The organism is Pontibacterium sp. (assembly GCF_964228735.1).
Lineage (GTDB): Bacteria > Pseudomonadota > Gammaproteobacteria > Pseudomonadales > Balneatricaceae > Pontibacterium.
Map to the genome: position 1 here is coordinate 1 of NZ_CAXRBQ010000019.1, position 24231 is coordinate 24231.

General features: G+C 52.7%; 22 protein-coding genes. 18 read left to right on the plus strand and 4 right to left on the minus strand.

The window, feature by feature from the left end:
* Positions 1-176: 176 nt before the first annotated feature.
* The 4 genes from gyrB to dnaA are packed head-to-tail and all read right to left on the minus strand — an operon-like array spanning position 177 to position 6546.
* Positions 177-2597, minus strand: coding sequence for a DNA topoisomerase (ATP-hydrolyzing) subunit B (gyrB, locus tag ACEQ15_RS01665; protein ID WP_370277273.1), 2421 nt, complete (start codon positions 2595-2597; stop codon positions 177-179).
* An 18-nt stretch (positions 2598-2615) separates the two neighbouring features.
* The gene (gene recF / locus ACEQ15_RS01670; protein ID WP_282351911.1) at positions 2616-3704 is read right to left on the minus strand and encodes a DNA replication/repair protein RecF; all 1089 of its coding nucleotides are present in this window, start codon (positions 3702-3704) and stop codon (positions 2616-2618) included.
* Between the two features lie 57 nt (positions 3705-3761).
* Positions 3762-4865: a DNA polymerase III subunit beta gene (gene dnaN / locus ACEQ15_RS01675; RefSeq protein ID WP_370277277.1), complete on the minus strand. Its 1104-nt coding sequence runs from the start codon at positions 4863-4865 to the stop codon at positions 3762-3764.
* 31 nt (positions 4866-4896) lie between these two features.
* A complete protein-coding gene (gene dnaA / locus ACEQ15_RS01680; protein WP_370277278.1) occupies positions 4897-6546 on the minus strand; it encodes a chromosomal replication initiator protein DnaA in 1650 nt (549 codons plus the stop codon).
* Between the two features lie 474 nt (positions 6547-7020).
* Between dnaA and rpmH the strand changes: the two genes are divergently transcribed.
* The 18 genes from rpmH (at position 7021) to ACEQ15_RS01770 (ending at position 23696) form a co-directional block, all read left to right on the plus strand.
* Positions 7021-7155, plus strand: coding sequence for a 50S ribosomal protein L34 (rpmH, locus tag ACEQ15_RS01685; protein WP_370277283.1), 135 nt, complete (start codon positions 7021-7023; stop codon positions 7153-7155).
* Positions 7156-7184: 29 nt separating this feature from the next.
* The gene (gene rnpA, locus ACEQ15_RS01690; protein ID WP_370277284.1) at positions 7185-7565 is read left to right on the plus strand and encodes a ribonuclease P protein component; all 381 of its coding nucleotides are present in this window, start codon (positions 7185-7187) and stop codon (positions 7563-7565) included.
* A gap of 3 nt (positions 7566-7568) precedes the next feature.
* Complete coding sequence (gene yidC / locus ACEQ15_RS01695) at positions 7569-9230, plus strand: membrane protein insertase YidC (RefSeq protein WP_370277286.1); 1662 nt, start codon at positions 7569-7571, stop codon at positions 9228-9230.
* Between the two features lie 59 nt (positions 9231-9289).
* Positions 9290-10657, plus strand: a complete 1368-nt coding sequence (mnmE, locus tag ACEQ15_RS01700; RefSeq protein WP_370277287.1) for a tRNA uridine-5-carboxymethylaminomethyl(34) synthesis GTPase MnmE — start codon at positions 9290-9292, stop codon at positions 10655-10657.
* Between the two features lie 12 nt (positions 10658-10669).
* Positions 10670-11107 carry a thioredoxin TrxC gene (gene trxC, locus ACEQ15_RS01705; protein ID WP_370277288.1) on the plus strand — a complete coding sequence of 146 codons (438 nt, stop codon included), beginning with the start codon at positions 10670-10672 and terminating at the stop codon, positions 11105-11107.
* A 1083-nt stretch (positions 11108-12190) separates the two neighbouring features.
* On the plus strand, positions 12191-14086 hold the full coding sequence (gene mnmG / locus ACEQ15_RS01710; RefSeq protein WP_370277289.1) for a tRNA uridine-5-carboxymethylaminomethyl(34) synthesis enzyme MnmG: 1896 nt from the start codon (positions 12191-12193) through the stop codon (positions 14084-14086).
* Positions 14086-14712 (plus strand): 16S rRNA (guanine(527)-N(7))-methyltransferase RsmG, encoded by a 627-nt coding sequence (gene rsmG / locus ACEQ15_RS01715; RefSeq protein WP_370277291.1) that lies wholly within the window; start codon positions 14086-14088, stop codon positions 14710-14712. The genes mnmG and rsmG overlap by 1 nt, the downstream gene beginning before the upstream one ends.
* A gap of 2 nt (positions 14713-14714) precedes the next feature.
* Entirely contained in the window at positions 14715-15515 is an 801-nt protein-coding gene (locus ACEQ15_RS01720) for a ParA family protein (RefSeq protein WP_370277292.1), read from the plus strand.
* Between the two features lies 1 nt (position 15516).
* Entirely contained in the window at positions 15517-16407 is an 891-nt protein-coding gene (locus ACEQ15_RS01725; protein WP_370277295.1) for a ParB/RepB/Spo0J family partition protein, read from the plus strand.
* A 217-nt stretch (positions 16408-16624) separates the two neighbouring features.
* Positions 16625-17038 (plus strand): ATP synthase subunit I, encoded by a 414-nt coding sequence (locus ACEQ15_RS01730; RefSeq protein WP_370277299.1) that lies wholly within the window; start codon positions 16625-16627, stop codon positions 17036-17038.
* Positions 17039-17054: 16 nt separating this feature from the next.
* On the plus strand, positions 17055-17918 hold the full coding sequence (gene atpB, locus ACEQ15_RS01735; protein WP_370277301.1) for a F0F1 ATP synthase subunit A: 864 nt from the start codon (positions 17055-17057) through the stop codon (positions 17916-17918).
* Positions 17919-17990: 72 nt separating this feature from the next.
* Positions 17991-18218: a F0F1 ATP synthase subunit C gene (gene atpE / locus ACEQ15_RS01740; protein WP_282351896.1), complete on the plus strand. Its 228-nt coding sequence runs from the start codon at positions 17991-17993 to the stop codon at positions 18216-18218.
* A gap of 79 nt (positions 18219-18297) precedes the next feature.
* Positions 18298-18768 carry a F0F1 ATP synthase subunit B gene (locus ACEQ15_RS01745; RefSeq protein WP_370277302.1) on the plus strand — a complete coding sequence of 157 codons (471 nt, stop codon included), beginning with the start codon at positions 18298-18300 and terminating at the stop codon, positions 18766-18768.
* Positions 18769-18780: 12 nt separating this feature from the next.
* Entirely contained in the window at positions 18781-19317 is a 537-nt protein-coding gene (locus ACEQ15_RS01750; RefSeq protein WP_370277303.1) for a F0F1 ATP synthase subunit delta, read from the plus strand.
* 15 nt (positions 19318-19332) lie between these two features.
* Positions 19333-20877 carry a F0F1 ATP synthase subunit alpha gene (atpA, locus tag ACEQ15_RS01755; protein ID WP_370277304.1) on the plus strand — a complete coding sequence of 515 codons (1545 nt, stop codon included), beginning with the start codon at positions 19333-19335 and terminating at the stop codon, positions 20875-20877.
* Between the two features lie 78 nt (positions 20878-20955).
* Complete coding sequence (gene atpG / locus ACEQ15_RS01760) at positions 20956-21819, plus strand: F0F1 ATP synthase subunit gamma (protein WP_370277305.1); 864 nt, start codon at positions 20956-20958, stop codon at positions 21817-21819.
* Between the two features lie 36 nt (positions 21820-21855).
* The gene (gene atpD / locus ACEQ15_RS01765) at positions 21856-23232 is read left to right on the plus strand and encodes a F0F1 ATP synthase subunit beta (RefSeq protein WP_370277307.1); all 1377 of its coding nucleotides are present in this window, start codon (positions 21856-21858) and stop codon (positions 23230-23232) included.
* Positions 23233-23270: 38 nt separating this feature from the next.
* Positions 23271-23696, plus strand: coding sequence for a F0F1 ATP synthase subunit epsilon (locus ACEQ15_RS01770; RefSeq protein WP_282351887.1), 426 nt, complete (start codon positions 23271-23273; stop codon positions 23694-23696).
* The last annotated feature ends 535 nt before the right edge of the window (positions 23697-24231 follow it).

The following is a 24231-nucleotide window of genomic DNA, read 5'->3' on the forward strand; positions in this document are numbered from 1 at the left end:
ATCATGCGGGTACTTCAGGTGAGTTTATTTGAGCGAAAACCACTGGTTGAGCTATTAAATCCAGAGCCACCAGATAAGCAAAAAAGGGATCCTCAACTGAGGATCCCTTTATGATCAAAAACTATGGGACAGCAGTGGCCCGTAGGCTGCTTTTTTATTGGAAGGCATTTCCCGGATTATACGTCCAGGTTCGCCACGCGCAGTGCGTTAGATTCGATGAAGTTACGACGTGGTTCTACGTCGTCACCCATCAGGGTGGTGAAGAGCTGGTCGGCCGCGATTGCGTCATCGACGGTCACCTGCAGCATGCGACGTGCATCCGGATCCATGGTGGTTTCCCACAGCTGCTCCGGGTTCATCTCACCCAGACCCTTATAGCGCTGGATGGAGTGACCACGACGGGACAGATCCAGCAGCCAGTTCAGGCCTTCTTCGAAGTCGGTGATCTCTTTTACACGCTCGCCACGCTTCAGGTAAGCACCTGGCTCCAGCAGGGTGCCCAGTGTTTCGCCCATGGTGGTAATCTGGTTGTATTCACGGGACTTGAAGAAGTCACCGCCCAATACGTAGTCGTGCTCAACACCGTGCTGGGTTACAACGACCTTCGGTACGAAGCGGCTATGTTCTTTGTCGTCTTCGATACCACAACGGTACTGAATCGCGTTATCGCTGATTTCGGCCAGCTGGTCGTCCAGCTGATCACACCACTCGGAGACTACACCCTGATCGGTCAGCTGATCCGCAGACAATGCAGGCAGTGCCAGCATCGCTTTCATCGCAGCCTGAGGGTAAAGACGACCAAGGCGCGCAAGGGTACGCATCACGGCACGATAGTCCTGAACCACGGTTTCCAGCTGAGAGCCACCGATGCCCGGTGCATCCTGGTTAACGTGCAGAGTCGTGTTATCCAGAGCACCCTGAAGCAGGTAGTTATCCAGTGCTTCGTCGTCTTTCAGGTACTGTTCCTGCTTACCTTTTTTGATCTTGTACAGCGGTGGCTGTGCAATGTAGACGTGGCCACGCTCGATCAGCTCCGGCATCTGACGGAAGAAGAAAGTCAGCAGCAGGGTACGGATGTGAGAACCGTCGACGTCCGCATCGGTCATGATGATGATGCTGTGGTAACGCAGTTTATCCGGGTTGTACTCTTCGCGGCCGATACCACAACCCAATGCGGTGATCAGCGTGCCTACCTCGGCTGAGGTCAGCATCTTGTCGAAGCGTGCTTTCTCAACGTTCAGGATCTTACCTTTCAGCGGTAGGATCGCTTGGGTCTTACGCGCACGGCCCTGCTTGGCAGAACCACCCGCAGAGTCACCCTCCACCAGGTACAATTCGGAAAGGGCTGGGTCTTTTTCCTGACAGTCCGCCAGTTTACCTGGCAGGCCGGCGATATCCAGCGCACCTTTACGACGGGTCATCTCACGCGCTTTACGCGCCGCTTCACGGGCACGCGCCGCATCGATCATCTTGGAAACAACCGCTTTCGCTTCCTGTGGGTTTTCCTGCAGGAAATCAGACAGGTTTTCACCCATCATCTGCTCAACGGCGGTTTTAACCTCAGAGGAGACCAGCTTGTCCTTGGTCTGGGAGGAGAACTTAGGATCCGGCACTTTCACGGAGATAATCGCGGTCAGGCCTTCACGGCAGTCATCACCGGTCGTCGCAACCTTGCTGCCTTTGTTCAGGTTTTCAGACTCGATGTAGTTATTCAGACAGCGGGTCAGAGCAGTACGGAAACCGGACAGGTGGGTACCACCGTCACGCTGCGGAATGTTGTTGGTAAAGGTGTGGATACTTTCCTGGAAGCTGTCGTTCCACTGCATTGCCACTTCAACGCCAACGCCGTTTTCGTGCATCGCGGTGAAGTGGAACATGCCGTTTACAGTTGTCTTCGTGCTGTTGAGGAACTCAACAAAGGCACTCAGACCGCCTTCGTATTCGAAGACATCTTCACGGCCACTGCGCTCATCCTTCAGTACGATGCGTACACCGGAGTTCAGGAAGGAGAGTTCACGCAGGCGCTTAGCCAGGATGTCGTACTGGAACGTGATGTTGCTGAACGTTTCGTCAGACGGGTAGAAACGCACCTGGGTACCACTCTGATCGGTTTCACCCACAACGGTCAGCGGCTTTTCAGGTACACCGTGATGATACACCTGCTCGTGCACCTGGCCGTTACGACGTACTGTCAGACGCAGCTCGGTGGAGAGGGCGTTTACTACGGAGACACCCACACCGTGCAGACCACCGGACACCTTGTAGGAGTTATCGTCGAACTTACCACCGGCGTGCAGTACGGTCATGATAACTTCAGCCGCAGATACACCTTCTTCCGGGTGGATATCGGTTGGGATACCACGACCGTTATCGGATACAGATACACTGTCGTCCTGATGGATGATTACGTTGATCTCGCTACAATGACCAGCCAGCGCCTCATCGATGGAGTTATCTACAATCTCAAACACCATGTGATGCAAACCAGTGCCATCATCGGTGTCACCGATATACATGCCAGGGCGCTTTCTTACCGCATCAAGCCCTTTCAGGACCTTAATGCTGGAAGAATCATAATTCTGGTTATCATCGCTCATTCAACTCTCCTAACGCATTTACAGGGGCGTTACGTTTCCGTCTTTAATACTGTAATGCAGCACTTCTGTATCGGGCTGCCACTGGTGGGCCAGCGCAGTTGCGTCGACACAGGTAATAAAACACTGACTGGCCATCTGCTCCACAAACTGACAGAACAGCTGGCAGTGGGTGGCATCGAGTTCCGATGGCAAGTCATCAATCAGGTAGATACAGGGGCGACCGGTCATCCGGTAGAAAAGGGCACCCTGTGCCAGTTTTAAGGCACTGACAGCCAGTTTTTTCTGTCCGCGGGATAAACGCTCCGCGGCAGTATGACCATCAACTTTAACCCGCAGGTCGGCACGTTGTGGTCCAGCGCTGGTAAAACCCTGGCGCAAGTCACGCTCGAAATTGGCGGCCAGCAGTTCATCCAGCGGCTTTTTCAGATCCCAACCAGGAGAGAAGCCTAGGCTGATTTTCTGGCCCGGCAACAGCTTGCTGACAATCTGTTCAAACTCGGGTGTCAGCAGCTGCAGATACTCCTGTCTGAGGCGGGTAATCTGCTCGGCAAAGCCAACAAATTCATGGTCCCACGCAGCGCGCATCTGATGTCCGATCTTACCACATTTCAGCAGTGTATTGCGCTGTTTAAGTACCCGTCTGAAGCCGCGCCAGAGCTGAATAAATGCCTTATCTGCGTGGAATACACCCCAGTCGATATACTGGCGCCGAATCGACGGAGAACCATCCAGCAAGTCAAACGTGGCGGAGTCGATCACCTGCAGCGGAACCAGCTCCGCGAGGGAGGCCAGATCGATATCACCACCGGCAAACCGTACCCGGGTTTGCCCCTCCAGATTACGTTCTACACCCAATGTTTGCAGCATACCCTGCGCCAGTGAGTCCACCTTTCCCTGCACCGTTGCGGTGCCCTCACCGGCAGTGATCAGGTGGCGTACCTTGCTGGTGCGGAACGAGCGCGCCAAGCCCAACAGGTGGATCGCTTCCAGAACACTAGTTTTACCGCTGCCGTTTGGGCCGGAAAAGATATTGATACGGGTCGACGGATCGATGCTGACAGACGAAAGATTACGTACGGAACGTATATTCAGGGTGGCTATGGTCATTGGGGAATCAGGGAGGGGAACCGGCCCGGCAGTACAGCCGAACCGGTTGAAGTGCTATTACATACGCATTGGCATAACAACGTAAACACTACCGTCGTCGTCGAAGCTCTGCACCAGCGCACTGCTGTTTGGATCGGATACAGTGAAACGCACCACATCGGAGCTGATGATGGACAGTACATCCAGCAGGTAGTTAACGTTGAAGCCGATCTCCAGCGCGTCGCCTTGGTAATCCACTGCAACGGTTTCTTCCGCTTCTTCCTGCTCCGGGTTGTTAGCCATTACCTGCAGGTATCCGTCACTCAGGGAGAGGCGTACACCGCGGTATTTTTCATTGGACAGGATTGCGATACGGCTGAATACCTGACGCAGTTCCTGACGATCGCCCAGCATCACCTTGTCGCCGTTACGCGGAATTACACGCTGGTAATCCGGGAACTTACCGTCCACCAGCTTAGAGGTGAAGATGAAGTCGCCTACGTGCGCTCGGATGTGGGTTGCCCCCACAACCAGACGCAGGGTTTCTTCACCCTGTTGCAGCAGGCGCGCCAGCTCAAGGATACCCTTACGCGGCACGATGATCTGGTGCTGTACGGAGCTGTCGACTTCCACATCGGACACGCAGGTCGCCAGACGGTGACCGTCGGTTGATACGGAACGCAGCTGACCGTTGGCAATCTCCAGCAGCATACCGTTCAGGTAGTAACGAACGTCCTGCTGGGCCATGGAGAAGCCGGTTTTGTCGATCAGCTTACGCAGCTGATTCTGGGTAATGGAGAGATCCAGGGTTTCCGGACCGTCTTCCACATTCGGGAACTCTGCCGCCGGCAGGGTAGACAGGGAAAAGCGGCTACGACCCGCTTTGATGATCATCTTCTGACCGGACAGTGCCAGCTCGATACGAGCCTCATCCGGCAGGGATTTACAGATGTCCATCAGCTTACGTGCAGGTACTGTAATGGAGCCTGCCTCAGCAGGTTCATCCAGTGTAACGCGACCAACCAGCTCGACCTCAAGGTCTGTACCGGTCAGTGACAACTGATCTCCCTCGGCGACCAACAAAATGTTGGAGAGTACCGGCAGCGTCTGACGACGTTCAACAACACCCGCCACCAACTGCAAAGGTTTGATTAACGCTTCACGCGAAATAACAAATCTCATCGGTTTTCCACCTTAATATCGAACGGTACCACTACGCCGTGAGATGACGCAGTAAATTCTTATAATCTTCTCTGATGTCCGTATCACTTTCCCTCAGCTCCTTAATCTTACGACATCCGTGGAGCACGGTGGTGTGATCTCGTCCGCCAAAGGCATCGCCAATCTCCGGTAAACTGTGATTGGTGAGCTCTTTCGCCAGGCTCATAGCCACCTGGCGCGGACGGGCAACGGAGCGGCTGCGACGTTTTGACAACAGATCTGCAACTTTGATCTTGTAGTAGTCAGCCACCACACGCTGAATATTATCAATACTAACCTGTTTATCCTGCAAAGCCAGCAGGTCTTTAAGCGATTCTTTAATAAAAGGAATTGTGATCGCGTTGCCAGTGAAATGTGCGTTGGCAATCACACGCTTAAGGGCACCTTCCAACTCTCGTACATTGGAGCGGATTTTCTGCGCCAGGAAGAAGGCCGCGTCGTCCGGCAGGGCCACTTTCGCCTCGACCGCCTTACGCATCAGGATCGCTACACGGGTTTCCAGCTCAGGTGGTTCGATCGCAACGGTCAGACCCCAGCCAAAGCGGGATTTCAGACGTTCTTCAACACCTTTGATCTCTTTTGGATAACGGTCACTGGTCAGAATCATCTGCTGACCGCCTTCCAACAGGGCATTAAAGGTATGGAAGAACTCCTCTTGGGAGCGCTCCTTACCGGCAAAGAACTGAATGTCATCGATCAGCAGCGCATCCACCGAACGGTAGTGGCGCTTAAAGTCGTTGATCGCGTTCAGCTGCAGCGCCTTCACCATGTCCGCCACAAAACGCTCAGAGTGCAGGTACACAATCTTGGCGTTCGGGTTGTACTTACGCATCTCGTTACCCACCGCATGCATAAGGTGGGTTTTACCGAGACCTACACCACCGTATATAAAGAGTGGGTTGTAGGAGCTGCCCGGGTTATCCGCCACCTGACGGGCTGCGGCCAGCGCCAGTTGGTTCGACTTACCCTGTACAAAGGACTCAAAAGTGAAGGAATCGTTCAGGTTGGACTGGTGCCGGATACCACCTTCCACATCAACCATACGTTCGGCAACCGGTGCCTGGGTTACCATACTGTGGGTGCTCAGGGTCGCTTCGTGGCCTAGCGGCAGTTCTGGCTGAGGCACCTGGAACAGGGATTCGCTGGTTTCCGGCACGGATGCAGCAGGCATCGAAGCCTGGGTCGCAAAGTCGTTACCGTCCATCGAATGCTGACTGAACATAGTAGGCTGAGCCGGTTTAGGTGCCGCAACAACCGCTTCTTCAACCACGGGTGCCGGTGCAGCCACTGGTGCTGGAGCAGGTGCGGGTGCCGGGGCGGCGGCAGGCTGAATCGGAGCAGGGCGCGGACGAGCAGGCATCACCGGACGTTGACGGGCCATACGACCACCTGCGGCTATACCACCCACGTCCAGCGTAACCGAGGCGCTGATATCGCCGGTCACGTCACAAACCACCTGACGGATACGCGCCAGGAACTTGTCGCTGACCCAGTCTTTAACAAAGCGGTTAGGGGCAATCAGTACCAACTGATCGGGAGAGTCAGGCGATGCCTTTAGAGGCCGAATCCAGGTGTTGTATTGCTGAGCCGGAAACTCTTCCTGCAGGCTCTGCAAACAGCGCTCCCATAATTCCGTCGACATATATGAGTTGTCCTCTCCACTTATAAAGCAACCGGTTATCAACATCCGGCATCGAACAATACTGTGGTTCGATTTATCCAAGGCCTAGGATTTTATCCTCAAGCCGGCCACTTATCCACAAAGCATTCCAATATTTCTGCAAATTCTTTAGAGAAAGCCTGTTTCCTGCCAACCCGCACAGCATCAGCACCTGAAAGAATTTCTAAGTAATTAAGCAACAAGCTTTCAACTTGATGCCCCCAACCTTAACAACAGGCTAAATTGTTGTAATTATTTAAGCTAACCGAGTTATCAACAAAAATTACAGAAACCACTAAACTTATCCAAACAGCGCATTTTTTGCTGATTTTTTATCCAAATCGGGCATTTTACGGTTGAAGGTGTCTTACAGTTTCCGTAGAATCCGCGGTCTAATTTTTTACCGTGCTGATACTCAGGCACCCAAAATTAACGAGTGTTAGTAGGACTACACCGATGAAAAGAACTTTCCAACCTAGCGTACTGAAACGCAAACGTACTCACGGCTTCCGTGCTCGCATGGCTACTAAAGCAGGCCGTCAGCTGATCAACCGTCGCCGTGCTAAAGGCCGTAAGCGTCTGTCCAAGTAATGGCTTCTTGAGAAGGTCTGGTTATTTGAATGACCACATTCGGATATCCCCGCGAGCTAAGGATTCTTACTGGCGGGGGCTTTCAGCGAGTCTTTAATAAGGCTGAACTGAAAGTACCAGACCAACACCTCCTTATTCTGGCCCGCCCCAACGGACTCGATCATCCTCGTATCGGGTTTGTCATTTCCAAAAAAAATGTGCGCTTAGCGGTGCAACGTAACCGTGTTCGGCGTATCATTCGCGAGTCTTTTCGCCTCAACCAGCATAAACTGCCCGCGGTTGACATTGTTGTGCTTGCACGACGTGGACTCGGCGACCTGGAATCCGAAGATCTGCACAAATTAAGCTCCAAGTGTTGGTCGCGGCTAAGAAAAAAAGCTAAACAGCGTTCAAACAAAGAAAACGGTTAACCCATGGATGTACAGCGAATCATACTGATCGCCGCAATGGCACTGATCTCTTACATGCTGGTACTGCAGTGGAACGAAGACTACGGCCAGCCTGTACCTACAGGTGAGCAAGCAGTGACTTCGGTTTCCGCTTACAGCTCCTCTAATGGTGAAACAGACCTGCCTCAGGCAGCTGACGATACCGCCAGCGCAGATGTACCACCAACCGGTACCACCGCTACTAAAGCACAGCTGATCACCGTTAAGACTGACGTTCTGGATGTAATCATCGACACCAAAGGTGGCGACATCATTCAGGTTGCACTGCCAGTGCACAAAGCGACTCTGGGTGCAGAGCAGCCGTTCGTCCTGATGGAGCAGACCAGCAACCGCACCTACGTTTCTCAGAGCGGTCTGGTTGGCAGCAACGGTCCGGATGCAAGCAAAGACGGTCGTCCGACCTATAAAGTTAATGCTGCACAGTACGAACTGGGTGACCAGGACTCCCTGAACGTTGATCTGACGTTCACCGACAAGAACGGTGTACTGATCACCAAGCGCTACACGTTCAGCAAAGGCTCTTACAACGTTGGCCTGTCCTACATCGTGGACAACAAGTCGGAGCAGAACTGGAAAGCGAACCTGTTTGGTCAGATCAAGCGTGACCGTAGCGAAGACCCGACTTCCAGCACCGACATGGGTATGCAGTCCTACCTGGGTGCCGTTTTCTCCACTGCCGAAGACAACTACCAGAAGATCGACTTCGACGACATGGATGAGAGCCCGTTCAAGGCGACCACTCCAGACGGTTACGTTGCATTCGTTCAGCACTACTTCGTAAGTGCGTGGATTCCTGAAGCCGGCGCAGAGTACAGCTACCAATCCCGTAAGCTGAACGGCAACTACATCATGGGCTTCATCTCCCCTGACTTCGTTGTTGCACCGGGTGAAACCCAGACTGTAAACGCAACCTTCTATGCCGGTCCTAAAGACCAGGATCAGATGGAAGCAGCGAACGAAAACCTGAAGCTGACCGTCGACTACGGCTGGCTTTGGTGGATCGCATCTCCACTGTACTGGATTCTGAAGTGGATCTACGGCCTGGTAGGTAACTGGGGTCTGGCGATCATCGGTATTACCGTACTGGTGAAAGCTGCGCTGTTCCACCTGAACGCTAAAGCGTTCAAGTCCATGGCGAAGATGCGTAAGTTTGGTCCTGAGATGCAGCGTATGAAAGAGCTGTATGGCGATGACCGCCAGAAGATGTCTCAGGAGATGATGAAGCTGTACCAGAAAGAGAAGATCAACCCACTGGGTGGCTGTCTGCCAATCGTGGCACAGATGCCAATCTTCATCGCACTGTACTGGGTACTGATGGAATCTGTGGAACTGCGTCACGCTGAGTTCCTCTACCTGACTGACCTGTCGGTTAAAGACCCATACTTCATCCTGCCGATCATCATGGGTGCAAGTATGTTCATTCAGCAGATGCTGAACCCGACACCTCCGGACCCAATGCAGGCGAAGGTAATGAAGATGCTGCCAATCCTCTTCACCTTCTTCTTCCTGTGGTTCCCGGCCGGTCTGACTCTGTACTGGGTAGTGAACAACATCCTGTCGATCGCACAGCAGTACGTGATCAACAAACAGATCGAGGGCAGCGGCGAACCGGCGAAAGCCAAGTAAACCCGCTTCCAGATAAAAAGGCCCGCAAGGGCCTTTTTGCTTTTTGATGGTACGAAACAATGACTCTGATTGATCAAGACACAATTGCAGCCCAGGCCACCCCGCCAGGACGGGGCGGCGTCGGCATTATCCGTGTATCCGGCAAACAGGCCCTTGAGGTGGCAAAAGCGGTATTGGGGATCGAACCCCAGCCCCGTTATGCCCACTACGGCCCATTCCTGGACGGCGAGGGCAATCAGATCGATCAGGGCATCGCACTCTATTTCCCAGGGCCAAACTCCTTCACCGGTGAAGATGTGCTGGAACTGCAGGGCCATGGCGGTCCGATCATCATGGACTTCATCCTGCGCCGCGTACTGGAACTGGGATGCCGTCTGGCCCGCCCGGGTGAATTCTCCGAACGTGCCTTCCTTAACGACAAGCTGGACCTGGCCCAGGCCGAAGCGATTGCCGACCTGATCGACAGCTCATCCGAGCAGGCCGCCCGTTGTGCATTGCGCTCGTTGCAGGGTGAATTCTCCAACCGTATCCATGATCTGGTGGAATCGCTGATCCAGCTGCGTATCTACGTGGAAGCCGCCATCGATTTCCCGGAAGAGGAGATCGACTTCCTGGCCGACGGCAAAGTGCAGTCTGACCTGGAAGAGATCCTGAGCAAGGTTGGCGCCGTGCAGTCCGAAGCCCGCCAGGGTAGCTTGCTGCGTGAGGGTATGAACGTGGTAATCGCCGGTCGTCCAAATGCCGGTAAATCCAGCCTGCTCAACGCACTGGCCGGTCAGGATCGCGCCATTGTCACCGATATTGCCGGTACCACCCGCGACGTGTTGCGTGAGCATATTCACATCGACGGTATGCCCCTGCATATCATCGATACCGCCGGTCTGCGTGATGCACCGGACGAAGTGGAACGAATCGGTATCGACCGCGCCTGGGAAGAGATTCGCACTGCCGACCGCGTGCTGTTGATGGTGGACAGTACCACCACGGACACCGACGACCCGGAACAGATCTGGCCGGAGTTCGTGCACCAGCTACCGGACGCCGACAAGATCACCGTAATCCGTAACAAAGCTGACCTGAGCGGCGAAGCGATCGGCCAGCGTGAAGCCCACGGCCACACGCTGATTGCGCTCTCGGCCAAAGCCAACCAAGGCGTTGACGAGCTGCGCGAACACCTGAAATCCTGCATGGGTTTCAGCGCTACCACCGAAGGTGGCTTCCTGGCCCGTCGTCGCCATCTGGAAGCGCTGCAGATTGCCCACGACCTGCTACAAACCGGTTATGACCAGCTGGTAATGAACGGCGCAGGTGAGCTGCTGGCAGAAGACCTGCGCCAGGCGCAGCAGTCGCTAAACGAGATTACCGGTGAGTTCAGCTCTGACGACCTGCTGGGCCGTATCTTCAGCTCGTTCTGTATTGGTAAGTAAGAGGGAACTACCATGGCACTTAATCTAAGCTGCCCACACTGTGCTGTAACCAACCATGTACCTGCAGAACGCCTGGGTGACGGTCCAAAATGTGGCAAGTGCAAACAACCGATCTTCACCGGTAAAGCTCAGGAGCTGACAGCTAGCAACGTAAGTAGTGTATTGAACCGCAACGACATCCCGGTGCTGGTCGACTGCTGGGCAACCTGGTGTGGCCCCTGTCAGCAGTTTGCACCGATCTTTGAACAGGCAGCTCAGAACTTCGAGCCCAATATCCGCCTGGCCAAGCTTAACACCGAAGCAGAGCAGGGGATCGCAGCCCAGTGGCAGATCCGCTCCATTCCAACGTTGATTCTGTTTAAGCAGGGCAAAGAGGTGGCGCGTATGAGCGGCGCCATGCCATTACCTCAGCTGAAGCAGTGGTTGCAGCAGCAGGGCATCTCCGTCTGAATATCTGATATACCGCTTTCAGGGGTCGATCCAGGCCCCACTCTCCAACCGTATAACCTCAGCCCCTCACAAACTGTCCCACCAGTACCTTTCCAGACAGCTCTGATCCGATACCGGTAACAGACCTACGCATTCGCAATAACAAATCACCACAAAATCGATCCATACCATTCGTAAATGTTATAGATAAGCCTAAATATCGCTGTTTCCGTATCGACGCTGGTACGCAGATCCCTTCTAAATAACATTCTCATCCCACCAGGCAATCCCACTTCAATCCCCACAAGCTTATAAACATCGCAGGCTCAAGAAGGCCATTCAGGCAGCTTTTAGTTACTAACAGGCAGATTCAGACACACAATCATCAGAAATCTATTCCGTTTGGATAACTTCGCCGCTGCGCTGTGTTCCACTGCTGGTACAACCCTGTTTATAAGGCTGTGAGTTAGTGTGAGTAACTGATATTTCCACACCGGACATCAACACGTTATTTTTCGTGTAACTAGTTGTTAGTGAACACATTTTATCGCTTATCTACATAACATATGGGTGTTATTAAGCTCAGCTTTTAACACGGTATAACTTATACAACCCACAGAAAGTTCACCGATAAGTAGAGCAAGCCAAATAATCCCCGGGTTGTACACAGATAACCGACAGGCTTTACCTGAGTTGTGCTTACTCACATCTCTATGTGGAAAACGTGTATAACGACTTGGGACTGTTCCGTGGAGAATTTTGTGGGTTATTTGCGGTGTGCATAAAGCGGCATTTCATTCACAACTTACCCATCAGGATACGAAGATCTTTACGGCAGCTTATAAACACAGTTAGAGCTTCCCTAACTTAATGTTTTATAAGGATTAGACAGGGTTAATCACAGAAAAGGGGCTCCCTATATATAACAAACAAAAACAATACATATATATTCTTCTTTATATTTTTCTATATATAGGAAGACAGGAAGAGACCTGGCTAAATTTTGATCATTTTCTCGTTGGACAGAGAAGGGTATAATCAGTCCCCTTTTCCAGAACCAATCCCGGTTCTCCTGATTAGTATGTTCTTACGAGGTGTTGGCAAGTGGACTATCCAAGTCGCTTTGATGTCATTGTTATTGGTGGTGGTCACGCAGGTACCGAAGCTGCACTGGCTGCTGCCCGTATGGGAGCACAGACCCTGTTGCTGACCCATAACATCGAAACCTTGGGTCAGATGTCCTGCAATCCGGCCATTGGTGGTATCGGTAAAAGCCATCTGGTGAAGGAGGTTGATGCACTGGACGGTGCCATGGCGCGTGCTACCGATCTCGGTGGTATTCAGTTTCGTGTCCTCAACTCCCGAAAAGGCCCAGCAGTACGTGCAACTCGAGCACAGGCCGACCGTATCCTCTACAAAGCGGCCATCCGTGAGATTCTGGAGAACCAGCCTAATCTGCAGTTGTTTCAGCAATCCGCTGATGACCTGATTGTTGAAGGTGACACCGTTAAAGGTGTGGTGACCAACACCGGTATCCGCTTCCATGCTCACTCCGTGGTGCTGACTGCCGGTACCTTCCTGGGTGGTATCATCCACGTGGGTATGGAAAATCACTCGGCTGGCCGTGCCGGTGATCCGCCATCCATTGCTCTGGCAGCCCGTCTGCGTGAATTGCCGCTGCGCGTTGATCGTCTTAAGACCGGTACACCACCGCGTATCGATGCACGCAGTGTTGATTTCTCAGTGATGCAGGAACAGCCGGGTGATACACCAACGCCGATCATGTCCTACATGGGATCGCAGAGTGATCACCCGCAGCAGATCAGCTGTTACATCACCTACACCAATGAGCAGACCCACGACATCCTGCGCTCAGGCCTGGATCGTTCTCCTCTGTATACCGGCGTAATCGGCGGTGTGGGTCCACGTTACTGTCCGTCGATAGAAGACAAGATCATGCGCTTCGCTGACAAAGACCGTCACCAGGTGTTTGTTGAGCCGGAAGGACTGACCACCCACGAACTCTATCCGAACGGTGTATCAACCAGTCTGCCGTTTGATATCCAGCTGGCGGCGATCCGCACCATGAAAGGGTTCGAGAATGCGCATATCACACGTCCGGGTTACGCGATCGAATACGATTACTTCAACCCGCAGGACCTGAAACACACTCTGGAGACCAAGTACATCAACGGTCTCTACTTCGCCGGTCAGATCAACGGTACCACCGGTTACGAAGAAGCGGCGGCCCAGGGCTTGTTAGCCGGCAGCAACGCCGCGGCGCGTGCGCAGGAGAAAGAGCAGTGGTCACCACGCCGTGATGAGGCGTACATCGGTGTACTGGTGGATGACCTGATCACACTGGGGACTTCTGAACCGTACCGTATGTTTACCAGCCGTGCGGAATACCGTCTCATCCTGCGTGAAGACAATGCGGACCTGCGCCTGACCGAGAAAGGCCGTGAACTGGGTCTGGTGGGTGATGAACGCTGGGCTCACTTCAGCGAGAAACGCGAAGCGATCGAACTGGAGAAACAACGCCTGCGTGACACCTGGGTGCAGCCGAAGTCTGAACAGGCGACAGAGCTGAATGAAAAACTGAAAACACCGCTGTCGCGTGAATACAACCTGGCGGACCTGATCAAGCGTCCGGAACTGGTGTACGCCGATGTAGCCAACCTGAAAGGGGAGGCAGTAAGCGATCCGCAGGTAGCCGACCAGGTAGAGATCCAGTTCAAGTATGCCGGTTACATCGACCGTCAGCGTGATGAGATCGAACAGATGCGCCGTCAGGAGAACACTAAGCTGCCGGCTGACTTCGATTACGATCAGGTTGGTGGTCTCTCCAACGAACTGACCATGAAATTGAAAGAGGTACGTCCGGAAACCATCGCCCAGGCGTCCCGTATCCAGGGCATCACCCCGGCAGCGATTTCGTTACTGCTGGTGTACCTGAAAAAACAGCAACTCACCAAGAAACAGGATAAGGCAGCAAGTTAATGGATCTGCAGTTACGAAACACCCTTGAGCGTGGCCTCGAACGGATGAATCTGGCTCTGGAGGCAGAGCAGATTGATACCCTGATGGCTTACCTGCAGATGCTGATCAAGTGGAACAAAGCCTACAACCTCACCGCCGTGCGTGATCCGCAGGAGATGGTCAGCCGTCACCTGCTCGACAGCTTGAGTGTGTTGCCACACATCCGCGACGAAGCGCTGATCGATGTGGGCAGTGGACCCGGCCTGCCGGGAATCCCGTTGGCGATCTGTCGTCCTGACCTGCAGATTACTACGTTGGACAGCAACGGTAAGAAAACCCGTTTTCAGCTGCAGGCAAAGATCGAACTGAAGCTGGATAACCTCACCGTGGTGCACGAGCGTGTGGAAAAGTACCAGGTTGAGCCGTTCAAACAGGTGATCTCACGGGCCTTTGCCTCCCTGGAAGACATGATCCACTGGACCCGCCACCTCTGTGCCGACGACGGTGTTTTTCTTGCAATGAAAGGCCTGTATCCTGATGAAGAACTGGCAGCATTGCCGACGGACATCGTGGTCAAAGACAGCCACCGTCTGCAGGTGCCGGACACGGACGGAGAACGACATCTGTTGATCCTGGGGAGAGCCTGAGTGTGGCCAAAATACTGACAGTCACCAACCAGAAAGGTGGCGTAGGCAAGACAACGACCTGCGTAAACCTGGCAGCTTCGCTGGCCGCAACCAAGAAGCGCATATTGCTGATCGATATGGATCCGCAGGGTAATGCGACCATGGGGAGTGGCGTGGATAAGCACGGTCTGGAAAATTCCGTCTACGAACTCCTGACCGGTGATTGCAGTGCGGCCGAGGCGGTGATTGAAAAGTCACCGGCCGGATACGACCTCATTGGTTCCAATGGTGATCTAACCGCAGCGGAAGTGGAGTTGTTGCAGCTGCCACGCCGTGAATTCCGCCTGAAGATGGCGCTGAAACCGATCGAAGATCAGTATGACTTTATCCTGATCGACAATCCGCCGTCGCTCAACCTGCTGACTGTCAACGCGCTCTCTACCTCAGGTGGGGTGATCATCCCGATGCAGTGTGAATATTACGCACTGGAAGGGATCTCCGCACTGGTCGGTACCATCGACAAGATTAATAAACGCCTGAATCCGGATCTACGGATTGAGGGGATTCTGCGCACCATGTTTGACCCGCGCATGAGCCTGACCAAGGACGTGTCCGATCATCTGATCGAGTACTTTGGTGACAAGGTCTACCGTACGGTGATTCCACGTAACGTGCGTCTGGCAGAAGCACCGAGTCATGGGCTGCCAGCGTTGCTGTACGATAAAAACTCCCGTGGGGCCGTGGCCTACCTGGCCCTGGCTGGCGAGCTGATTCGTCGTACCAAGCAGGAACAGAAGCAGAACAACGAGTTACAGGAAGCATAATATGGCGAAGAAGCGTGGCTTGGGACGCGGATTGGATGCACTGCTGTCCAGCGTAAGTGAGCTAGAAGAGGTGGCTCTGGCGCCGGAAGTGGATGCCGTTGCAAAACCGGAAAAACCGGCCTATCCGGAAATGGGTGTCCACCTGATTCAGCGTGGCCGTTACCAGCCTCGACGAGACCTGGAACCCCAGGCTCTGGAGGAGCTGGCGAACTCTATCCGTGCCCAGGGAGTGATGCAGCCGATTGTGGTGCGTCCGATCGATAGCGAGCGCTACGAGATTATCGCCGGTGAACGCCGCTGGCGCGCCAGCCAGATGGCGGGACTGAACACCATCCCTGTGGTGATCAAGGATGTGCCGGATGAAGCGGCCATCGCCATGGCCCTGATTGAGAACATCCAGCGTGAAAACCTGAATCCGATGGAAGAAGCGATCGCGCTGCAGCGTTTGCAGCAGGAGTTCGAGCTGACCCAGCAGGAAGTGGCTGATGCCGTAGGTAAATCCCGCTCGACCGTGACCAACCTGTTGCGCCTGATGAACCTCACCGGTGAGGTGCGCAAGATGCTGGAATATGGCGATCTGGAAATGGGCCATGCCCGTGCGCTGTTGCCGCTGGATGAAGAGGCGCAGGTTGCTGCGGCACGGGAAGTATCCGGCAAGGGGTTGTCGGTGCGCCAGACGGAAGAGCTGGTGCGTAAGCTGCAGTCTGATGAGCAAAAAGAAGAGGTCAAAAAGCCGGAACCTGACGCTCAACTTGAGAACTGGGCCAGCGATCTTTCCCGCAAGCTTTCCACCAAGGTAAGCATCTCTGCTAATGCGAAGGGAAAAGGCAAAATTACCATCGCCTATGATTCGAAAGAATCACTCGAAGCAATCCTGCAAAATCTACAATAGATAGTGTTTTAGACTGGGCCAGTTCACCATATGTATGGTTTGGCCCTATCCCCCTCCATCCCCCTTCAGTCGGGGTGGATCATACATTAGTGCAAATACTTACGATGCCTGTTGTTTCGGCCTCCCATAGTTCATATAATCTGCAAGCTTTTCGAGAGCTCTGCTCCGAAATAGGGCATCAAACAGCGTTAACGATTCAGGGTTGCAGTGGCACAACATGGGCAAACGGGGCCAAAAGCAAGGAATCCATAGCCAAGTCACTCGCAAAAAGATTTTCCGAATCTTCCTGATTCAGGCAGCAATTGCGGTATTCATATCAGGCGGTCTGCTGCTGATTGATATCGTAACTGCATACTCCGCACTGCTGGGGGCTGCGCTGTATCTGGTCCCAAACCTCTATTTCGCCAACCGGGCACTGAAAAGCAAGCCGGACCAATCGCCAAACACCGCGTTGGTCGAGTTGTATGCAAGTGAAATATGGAAAATGGGAATCAGCATAGTTGGGTTTGCCGCTGTGTTTATTCTGGTTGAACCTGTGAGCCCATTTTCCCTATTTGTCACTTTCATCCTGATGCACATCTCCGGCTGGATCGCACAGATGAATTTGAATAACCGGTTCCTGAAACTTTGACAGAGAGACACTGAGAATGGCTAGCGAAAGCGGAACTCTCACATCCTCAGAGTACATCTCCCACCACTTGACCAACCTGACGTTTGGTAAGCTGCCTGCTGGCACTACCCGTTACGATGGCACAGTGGTTGGCGACGGTGGTACCTGGACCTTTGCACACGGCAATGAAGCTGCAGAAATGGGCTTTTGGGCGATCAACGTAGACACTATGTTCTGGTCTATCGCTCTGGGTCTGATGTTTGTATGGATGTTCCAGAAAGTTGCGAAAAGCGTAACTGAAGGCGTACCAGGCAACGCGCAGAACTTCGTAGAAAGCATCATCGAGTTCATCGATGACAACGTGAAAAGCATCTTCCACCACAAAAATGATCTGATCGCGCCACTGTCGCTGACCATTTTTGTCTGGATCTTCCTCATGAACGCCATGGACCTTGTGCCGGTCGACTGGATCCCATTCGTTGCATCTGAAATGGGCATCTCCTACATGAAAGTGGTACCAACCACTGACGTGAACGCGACCCTGGGTATGGCATTGTCTGTATTTGGTCTGATCATCTACTACAGCGTTAAAGAAAAAGGCGTTGGTGGTTTCCTGGCTGAGCTGTCTCTGCAGCCTCTGGGTAAGTGGATGCTGCCGTTCAACCTGTTCCTGGAACTGGTTGGCCTGTTCGCGAAGCCTGTATCTCTGGCGCTGCGACTGTTCGGTAACATGTACGCAGGTGAGATGATCTTTATCCTGATCGCACTGATGCCATTCTGGATCCAGTGGATTCTGTCTGTACCTTGGGCGATCTTCCACATTCTGGTTATTACGCTGCAGGCGTTCATCTTCATGGTCCTGACTATTGTTTACATGGCCATGGCGCATGATCACCACTAATGCGTAGCAACTGAATAGAAAAAATTTACAACTACTCTTTAAACTTTCAAAACTTAAAATTGGAGAAATCTGATGGAACAATCTTTGGTGTATCTGGCTGCTGCTCTGATGATGGGTCTGTCTGCAATCGGCGCTGCTGTTGGTATCGGTATGCTGGGCGGTAAATTCCTGGAAGGTGCTGCTCGTCAGCCAGAACTGGTTCCACTGCTGCGTTCTCAGTTCTTCATCGTAATGGGTCTGGTTGATGCTGTACCTATGATCGGTGTTGGTCTGGGCATGTACCTGCTGTTCGCTGTTTAAGACTAGTTTAAGTAGTTAACGAAGGTCCTTTGGGACAACACCTACTTTTAATTAGCTAAACACCGCGAGAGGTAATGGCGTGAATATCAATTTAACCATCATTGGTCAGGCCATCGCATTCGCAATTTTCGTTATCTTCTGCATGAAGTTTGTGTGGCCGCCAATCACGGCTGCACTGGCAGAACGTAAAAAGAAAATTGCTGAAGGCCTGGACGCTGCTGACCGCGCTGAACGTGACTTGCAGCTGGCGAAAGAAAAAGCCGCTGCAGACATGCGTCAGAGCAAAGAAGAAGCAGCCGCCATCATTGAACAAGCCAATAAGCGGGCAAACCAGATTATCGACGAAGCGAAAGAGCAGGCTCGTGAAGAAGCTGAGCGTGTGAAAGCATCTGCTCAGGCTGAAATCGAGCAGGAAGCTAACCGCGCTAAAGAAGCACTGCGTGCTCAGGTAGCGGTACTGGCTGTAGCTGGCGCTGAGAAGATTCTGGAAGCCTCTATTGATGAGCAGGCTCACGCACAGCTCGTTGAGAAACTGGCAGCTGAGCTTTAAGCGAGGTTTATGATGGCTGAACTCAATACAGTCGCTCGCCCATACACGAAAGCTGCTTTTGAGTATGCACTGGAGCAGGGTTCCCTGGATCAGTGGTCAGAAGTTCTGGCAACCGCTAGCGCGGTTGCTCAGGACGAGACTATGAAACAGGTAATCGGCAACCCAGGACTGACAAGTACGCAAAAAGCTGACGCGTTGATCTCTGTTCTTGAAGAGAACATCGACGAAGGCAGCAAGAACTTTGTTTCTTTGCTGGCTGAAAATCAGCGTTTGCTACTGTTGCCTGAGATCAGTGCACAATTCGAGCAGCTGAAGGCAAATCAGCAGAAATCCGTCGCTATCGACGTGACAACTGCATTTGACCTGGATGAGCAGCAGCAACAGAAACTAGCTCAGGCACTAGGCACGAAGCTGGGTCGCGAAGTATCTCTGACTGCACAGGTAGACAAATCTATCCTGGGTGGTGTAGTGATCCGCGCAGACGACCTGGTTATCGATGGCTCCGTTCGCGCACGTATCGCGAAACTGGCCGAAGCTATGAATTCCTGAGTGTGAGGAATAAACATGCAGCAACTGAATCCATCTGAGATCAGCGAGATTCTGAAGAAGCGCATCGAGAAGCTGGATGTGTCTTCTGAAGCCCGTAATGAGGGCACTATCGTCAGCGTATCCGACGGTATCATTCTGATTCACGGTCTCGCTGACGTTATGTACGGGGAAATGATCGAATTCCCTGGCGGCGTTTACGGCATGGCGCTTAACCTTGAGCGCGACTCCGTAGGTGCTGTAGTTCTGGGTGACTACCAGGACCTGGTTGAAGGTATGACCGCGCGTTGTACTGGCCGAATCCTGGAAGTACCTGTTGGTACGGAACTGCTGGGTCGTGTAGTAGACGCCCTGGGTAACCCTATCGACGGTAAAGGCCCGGTAGAAACCAAACTGTTTGACGCTGTAGAAAAGGTTGCACCTGGTGTAATCGAGCGTCAGTCCGTAGACCAGCCGGTACAGACCGGTCTGAAGTCTATCGACTCCATGGTGCCAATCGGTCGTGGCCAGCGTGAGCTGATCATCGGTGACCGTCAGATTGGTAAATCTGCGATCGCTATCGACGCGATCATCAACCAGAAAGGTACTGGCGTTAAGTGTATCTACGTAGCTGTGGGTCAGAAACAGTCCACTATCGCTAACGTAGTACGTAAGCTGGAAGAGCACGGCGCGATGGATCACACCATCGTAGTTGCTGCAGGCGCTGCTGATCCAGCTGCGATGCAGTTCCTGGCTCCATACGCTGGTTGTTCCATGGGTGAATACTTCCGTGACCGCGGAGAAGATGCACTGATCGTATACGATGACCTGACTAAACAGGCATGGGCATACCGTCAGATCTCCCTGCTGTTGCGTCGTCCACCGGGCCGTGAAGCATACCCTGGTGACGTATTCTACTTGCACTCCCGTCTGCTGGAGCGTGCTGCGCGTGTTAACGCTGACTACGTTGAGAAGTTCACTGACGGCGAAGTTAAGGGCCAGACTGGTTCCCTGACTGCACTGCCAGTAATCGAAACTCAGGGTGGTGACGTATCCGCGTTCGTACCAACCAACGTTATCTCCATCACCGACGGTCAGATCTTCCTGGAAACTGACCTGTTCAACTCTGGTGTTCGTCCTGCGATCAACGCAGGTCTGTCTGTATCCCGTGTAGGTGGTGCAGCTCAGACTAAGATCATCAAGAAACTGGGTGGTGGTGTTCGTCTGGCTCTGGCTCAGTACCGTGAACTGGCGGCATTCGCACAGTTCGCTTCTGACCTTGACGATGCTACTCGTGCTCAGCTGGAGCACGGTCAGGCTGTAACCGAGCTGATGAAGCAGAAACAGTACTCTCCAATGTCCGTGGCTGACATGGGTCTGAGCCTGTACGCTGCCAACGAAGGTTACCTGAACGATATCGCACTGAACAAGATCATGGATTTCGAAGCTGCGCTGATCTCTTACTTCAACGGCGAATACGCTGATCTGATGGCTAAGATCAACGAAACTGGCGGCTACAACGACGAGATCGCAGCTCAGTTCAAGGCTGGTATCGAGAAGTTCAAGTCTACCCAGACTTGGTAATTACTCGCTAAGAGTAAGTGGTCTGCGCTGCATTGCGGTGCAGACCGTACACTAAGTCAAGGTTAAGAAGGCGGAACTATGGCAGTCGGAAAAGAAATTAAGACGCAAATTGCGAGCATCGGTAGTACGCGTAAGATCACCAGCGCCATGGAAATGGTTGCTGCATCTAAAATGCGTAAGGCCCAGGATCGCATGCAGTCGTCCCGCCCATACGCTCGGAGCATCCGTGGCGTAATTCAGCACCTGGCCAAGTCCAACCCTGAGTACACACACTTGTACATGCAGGAGCGTGAGACTAAACGCGTTGGTTTTATTGTGGTATCGACCGATCGCGGCCTGTGTGGTGGTTTGAACGTAAACGCTTTTAAAGCAGCTGTTTCCAGCATGAAGGAAGCCCACGACCAGAACATCGAAATCGATGTCTGTGCACTGGGTTCCAAAGCGGTTGCATTCTTCAAAAACTATGGTGGCAACGTTGTTGCGGCAAAAACCCATCTGGGTGACCAGCCAGAGGTTGGTGATCTGATTGGTGCCGTAAAAGTGATGCTGGATAGTTACGATGAAGGCAAGCTGGACAAGCTGTACATTGTGTCTAACGAATTCGTGAACACAATGACGCAGAAGCCGAACGTCGAACAGGTGCTTCCACTGAAGGCAGAAGACGACGATGAACGTCTTAACCATCACTGGGACTACATCTACGAGCCAGAAGCAAAAGACCTTCTGAATGGTCTGCTTCTTCGTTATATCGAGTCTCTGGTGTACCAGGCGGTGGTTGAGAATAACGCCTGTGAACAGGCAGCCCGTATGCTGGCGATGAAGAACGCAACTGACAACGCAGGCAATCTGATCGATGAACTTCAGATGGTCTACAACAAAGCGCGTCAGGCTGCGATCACTCAGGAAATATCTGAGATCGTTGGTGGTGCTGCTGCTGTATAAGCAGTCAACAGGTTTAAAAGTTAAGAGGATCCGAACATGAGTAGCGGAACTATTGTTCAGATTATCGGTGCAGTAGTAGACGTGGAATTCCCACGTGACAATGTACCGAAGGTTTACGACGCATTGACCGTCGGTAAAACCGGCCTGACACTGGAAGTTCAGCAGCAGCTGGGTGATGGTGTCGTACGTGCAATCGCAATGGGTCAGACCGAAGGTGTGAGCCGTGGTTGGGACGTAGAAAACACTGGTGCTCCAGTATCCGTACCTGTAGGTACTGCGACCCTGGGTCGTATCATGGATGTACTGGGTAACCCAATCGATGAGTGTGGTGAGATCGGTGAAGAAGAGCGCATGCCTATTCACCGTAAAGCACCTTCCTACGACGAACAGGCAGCTTCTAACGAACTGCTGGAAACCGGCATCAAGGTAATCGACCTGGTATGCCCGTTCGCGAAGGGTGGTAAAGTTGGTCTGTTCGGTGGTGCCGGTGTAGGTAAAACCGTAAACATGATGGAACTGATCCGTAACATCGCGATCGAGCACTCCGGTTACTCCGTATTCGCGGGTGTAGGTGAGCGTACTCGTGAAGGTAACGACTTCTACTACGAGATGAAAGAGTCCAACGTACTGGACAAAGTATCTCTGGTATACGGTCAGATGAACGAGCCTCCAGGTAACCGTCTGCGTGTAGCGCTGACTGGCCTGACTATGGCTGAGAAATTCCGTGACGAAGGCCGTGACGTACTGTTGTTCGTAGACAACATCTACCGTTACACCCTGGCGGGTACTGAGGTATCTGCACTGCTGGGTCGTATGCCTTCTGCGGTAGGTTACCAGCCAACGCTGGCGGAAGAGATGGGTGTTCTGCAGGAACGAATCACTTCTACCAAGACTGGTTCCATCACCTCTATCCAGGCGGTATACGTACCTGCGGATGACTTGACTGACCCATCCCCAGCTACAACCTTCTCCCACTTGGATGCGACTGTAGTACTGTCTCGTCAGATCGCCGAGCTGGGTATCTACCCTGCGGTAGACCCACTGGACTCCACCTCTCGTCAGCTGGATCCACTGGTAATCGGTCAGGAGCACTACGAAGTTGCTCGGCAGGTTCAGGGTGTACTGCAGCGCTACAAAGAGCTGAAAGACATCATCGCGATCCTGGGTATGGACGAACTGTCTGAAGAAGATAAGCAGGTAGTAGGCCGCGCACGTAAGATCCAGCGCTTCCTGTCTCAGCCGTTCTTCGTAGCAGAAGTCTTCACTGGTTCTCCAGGTAAGTACGTACCGCTGAAAGAAACCATCTCTAGCTTTAAAGCTATCCTGGCAGGTGAGTACGACTCCATGCCGGAGCAGGCTTTCTACATGGTTGGCGGTATCGACGAAGCGATCGAGAAAGCTAAGAGCCTGTAATCAGGTCCCGGCGGAAACACCTTTAAGAGGTAAATAACATGGCTATGACTGTTCATTGCGATATCGTAAGTGCTGAAGAAGAAGTATTCTCCGGCCTGATCGAATTCGTATCCGTAACAGGTAGCCTGGGTGACCTGGGTATCTACCCGGGTCACGCTCCGCTCCTGTCGGAACTGAAACCAGGCCCTGTCGAGCTGCGTAAGCAGGGCGGCGAGCAGGATATTTTCTATATCTCTGGCGGCTTCCTTGAAGTTCAGCCTCACAAGGTCACTGTACTGGCAGACACCGCTCTGCACGCAGGCGACCTGGATGAAGCTGCAGCAATGGAAGCACAGAAGCACGCTGAGCAGGCGATGGCTGATAAAACTTCCGAGTTTGAATACTCGAAAGCAGCTTCCCAGCTTGCAGAAGCAGCAGCTCAGCTGCGTACCTTGCAGCAGATTCGCCAAAAGCTCGGCCGTTAATTCGGCTGTCGCTAAGCGACTCTACCCAATTAAAAAGGCGCCGGCAGGCGCCTTTTTTGTGTCTGTCGTTCAGGATTGGCTATTTATTAATCGATGGCGGTGGTTTTTTAACCGCTTTGTAAATTATTTACCTTTTTTGACGTTTTTTTTAAAAAGGGTGTTGACGGTAATTCTGAGGTCTGTAGAATGCGCCCCCACATCACAGCGACGCTGCAACGCAGCACAGATTGATCGCTGAGATGGGTTTAAATAAGTTGTTGATTTACTTGATAAATTAACGGATTATTTAAACCGTCGTTTTCACCGGCAAGCTTCAAAAACTTTTGAAAAACTTGCAAATAAACGGTTGACAACGACACGGTGCGCAGTAAAATATGCGCCTCGCTTGAGACAGCGCTAACGCAGCGTCACAAGCCGCTCTTTAACAAATTGATCAGATAATTCGTGTGGGCGCTTGTCAGGATAAAGCACACAAAACTTTATCCAGATAAGCAACCAAGTGAATTCATTTTTACAAAGTTGTTTTAACTGGAGC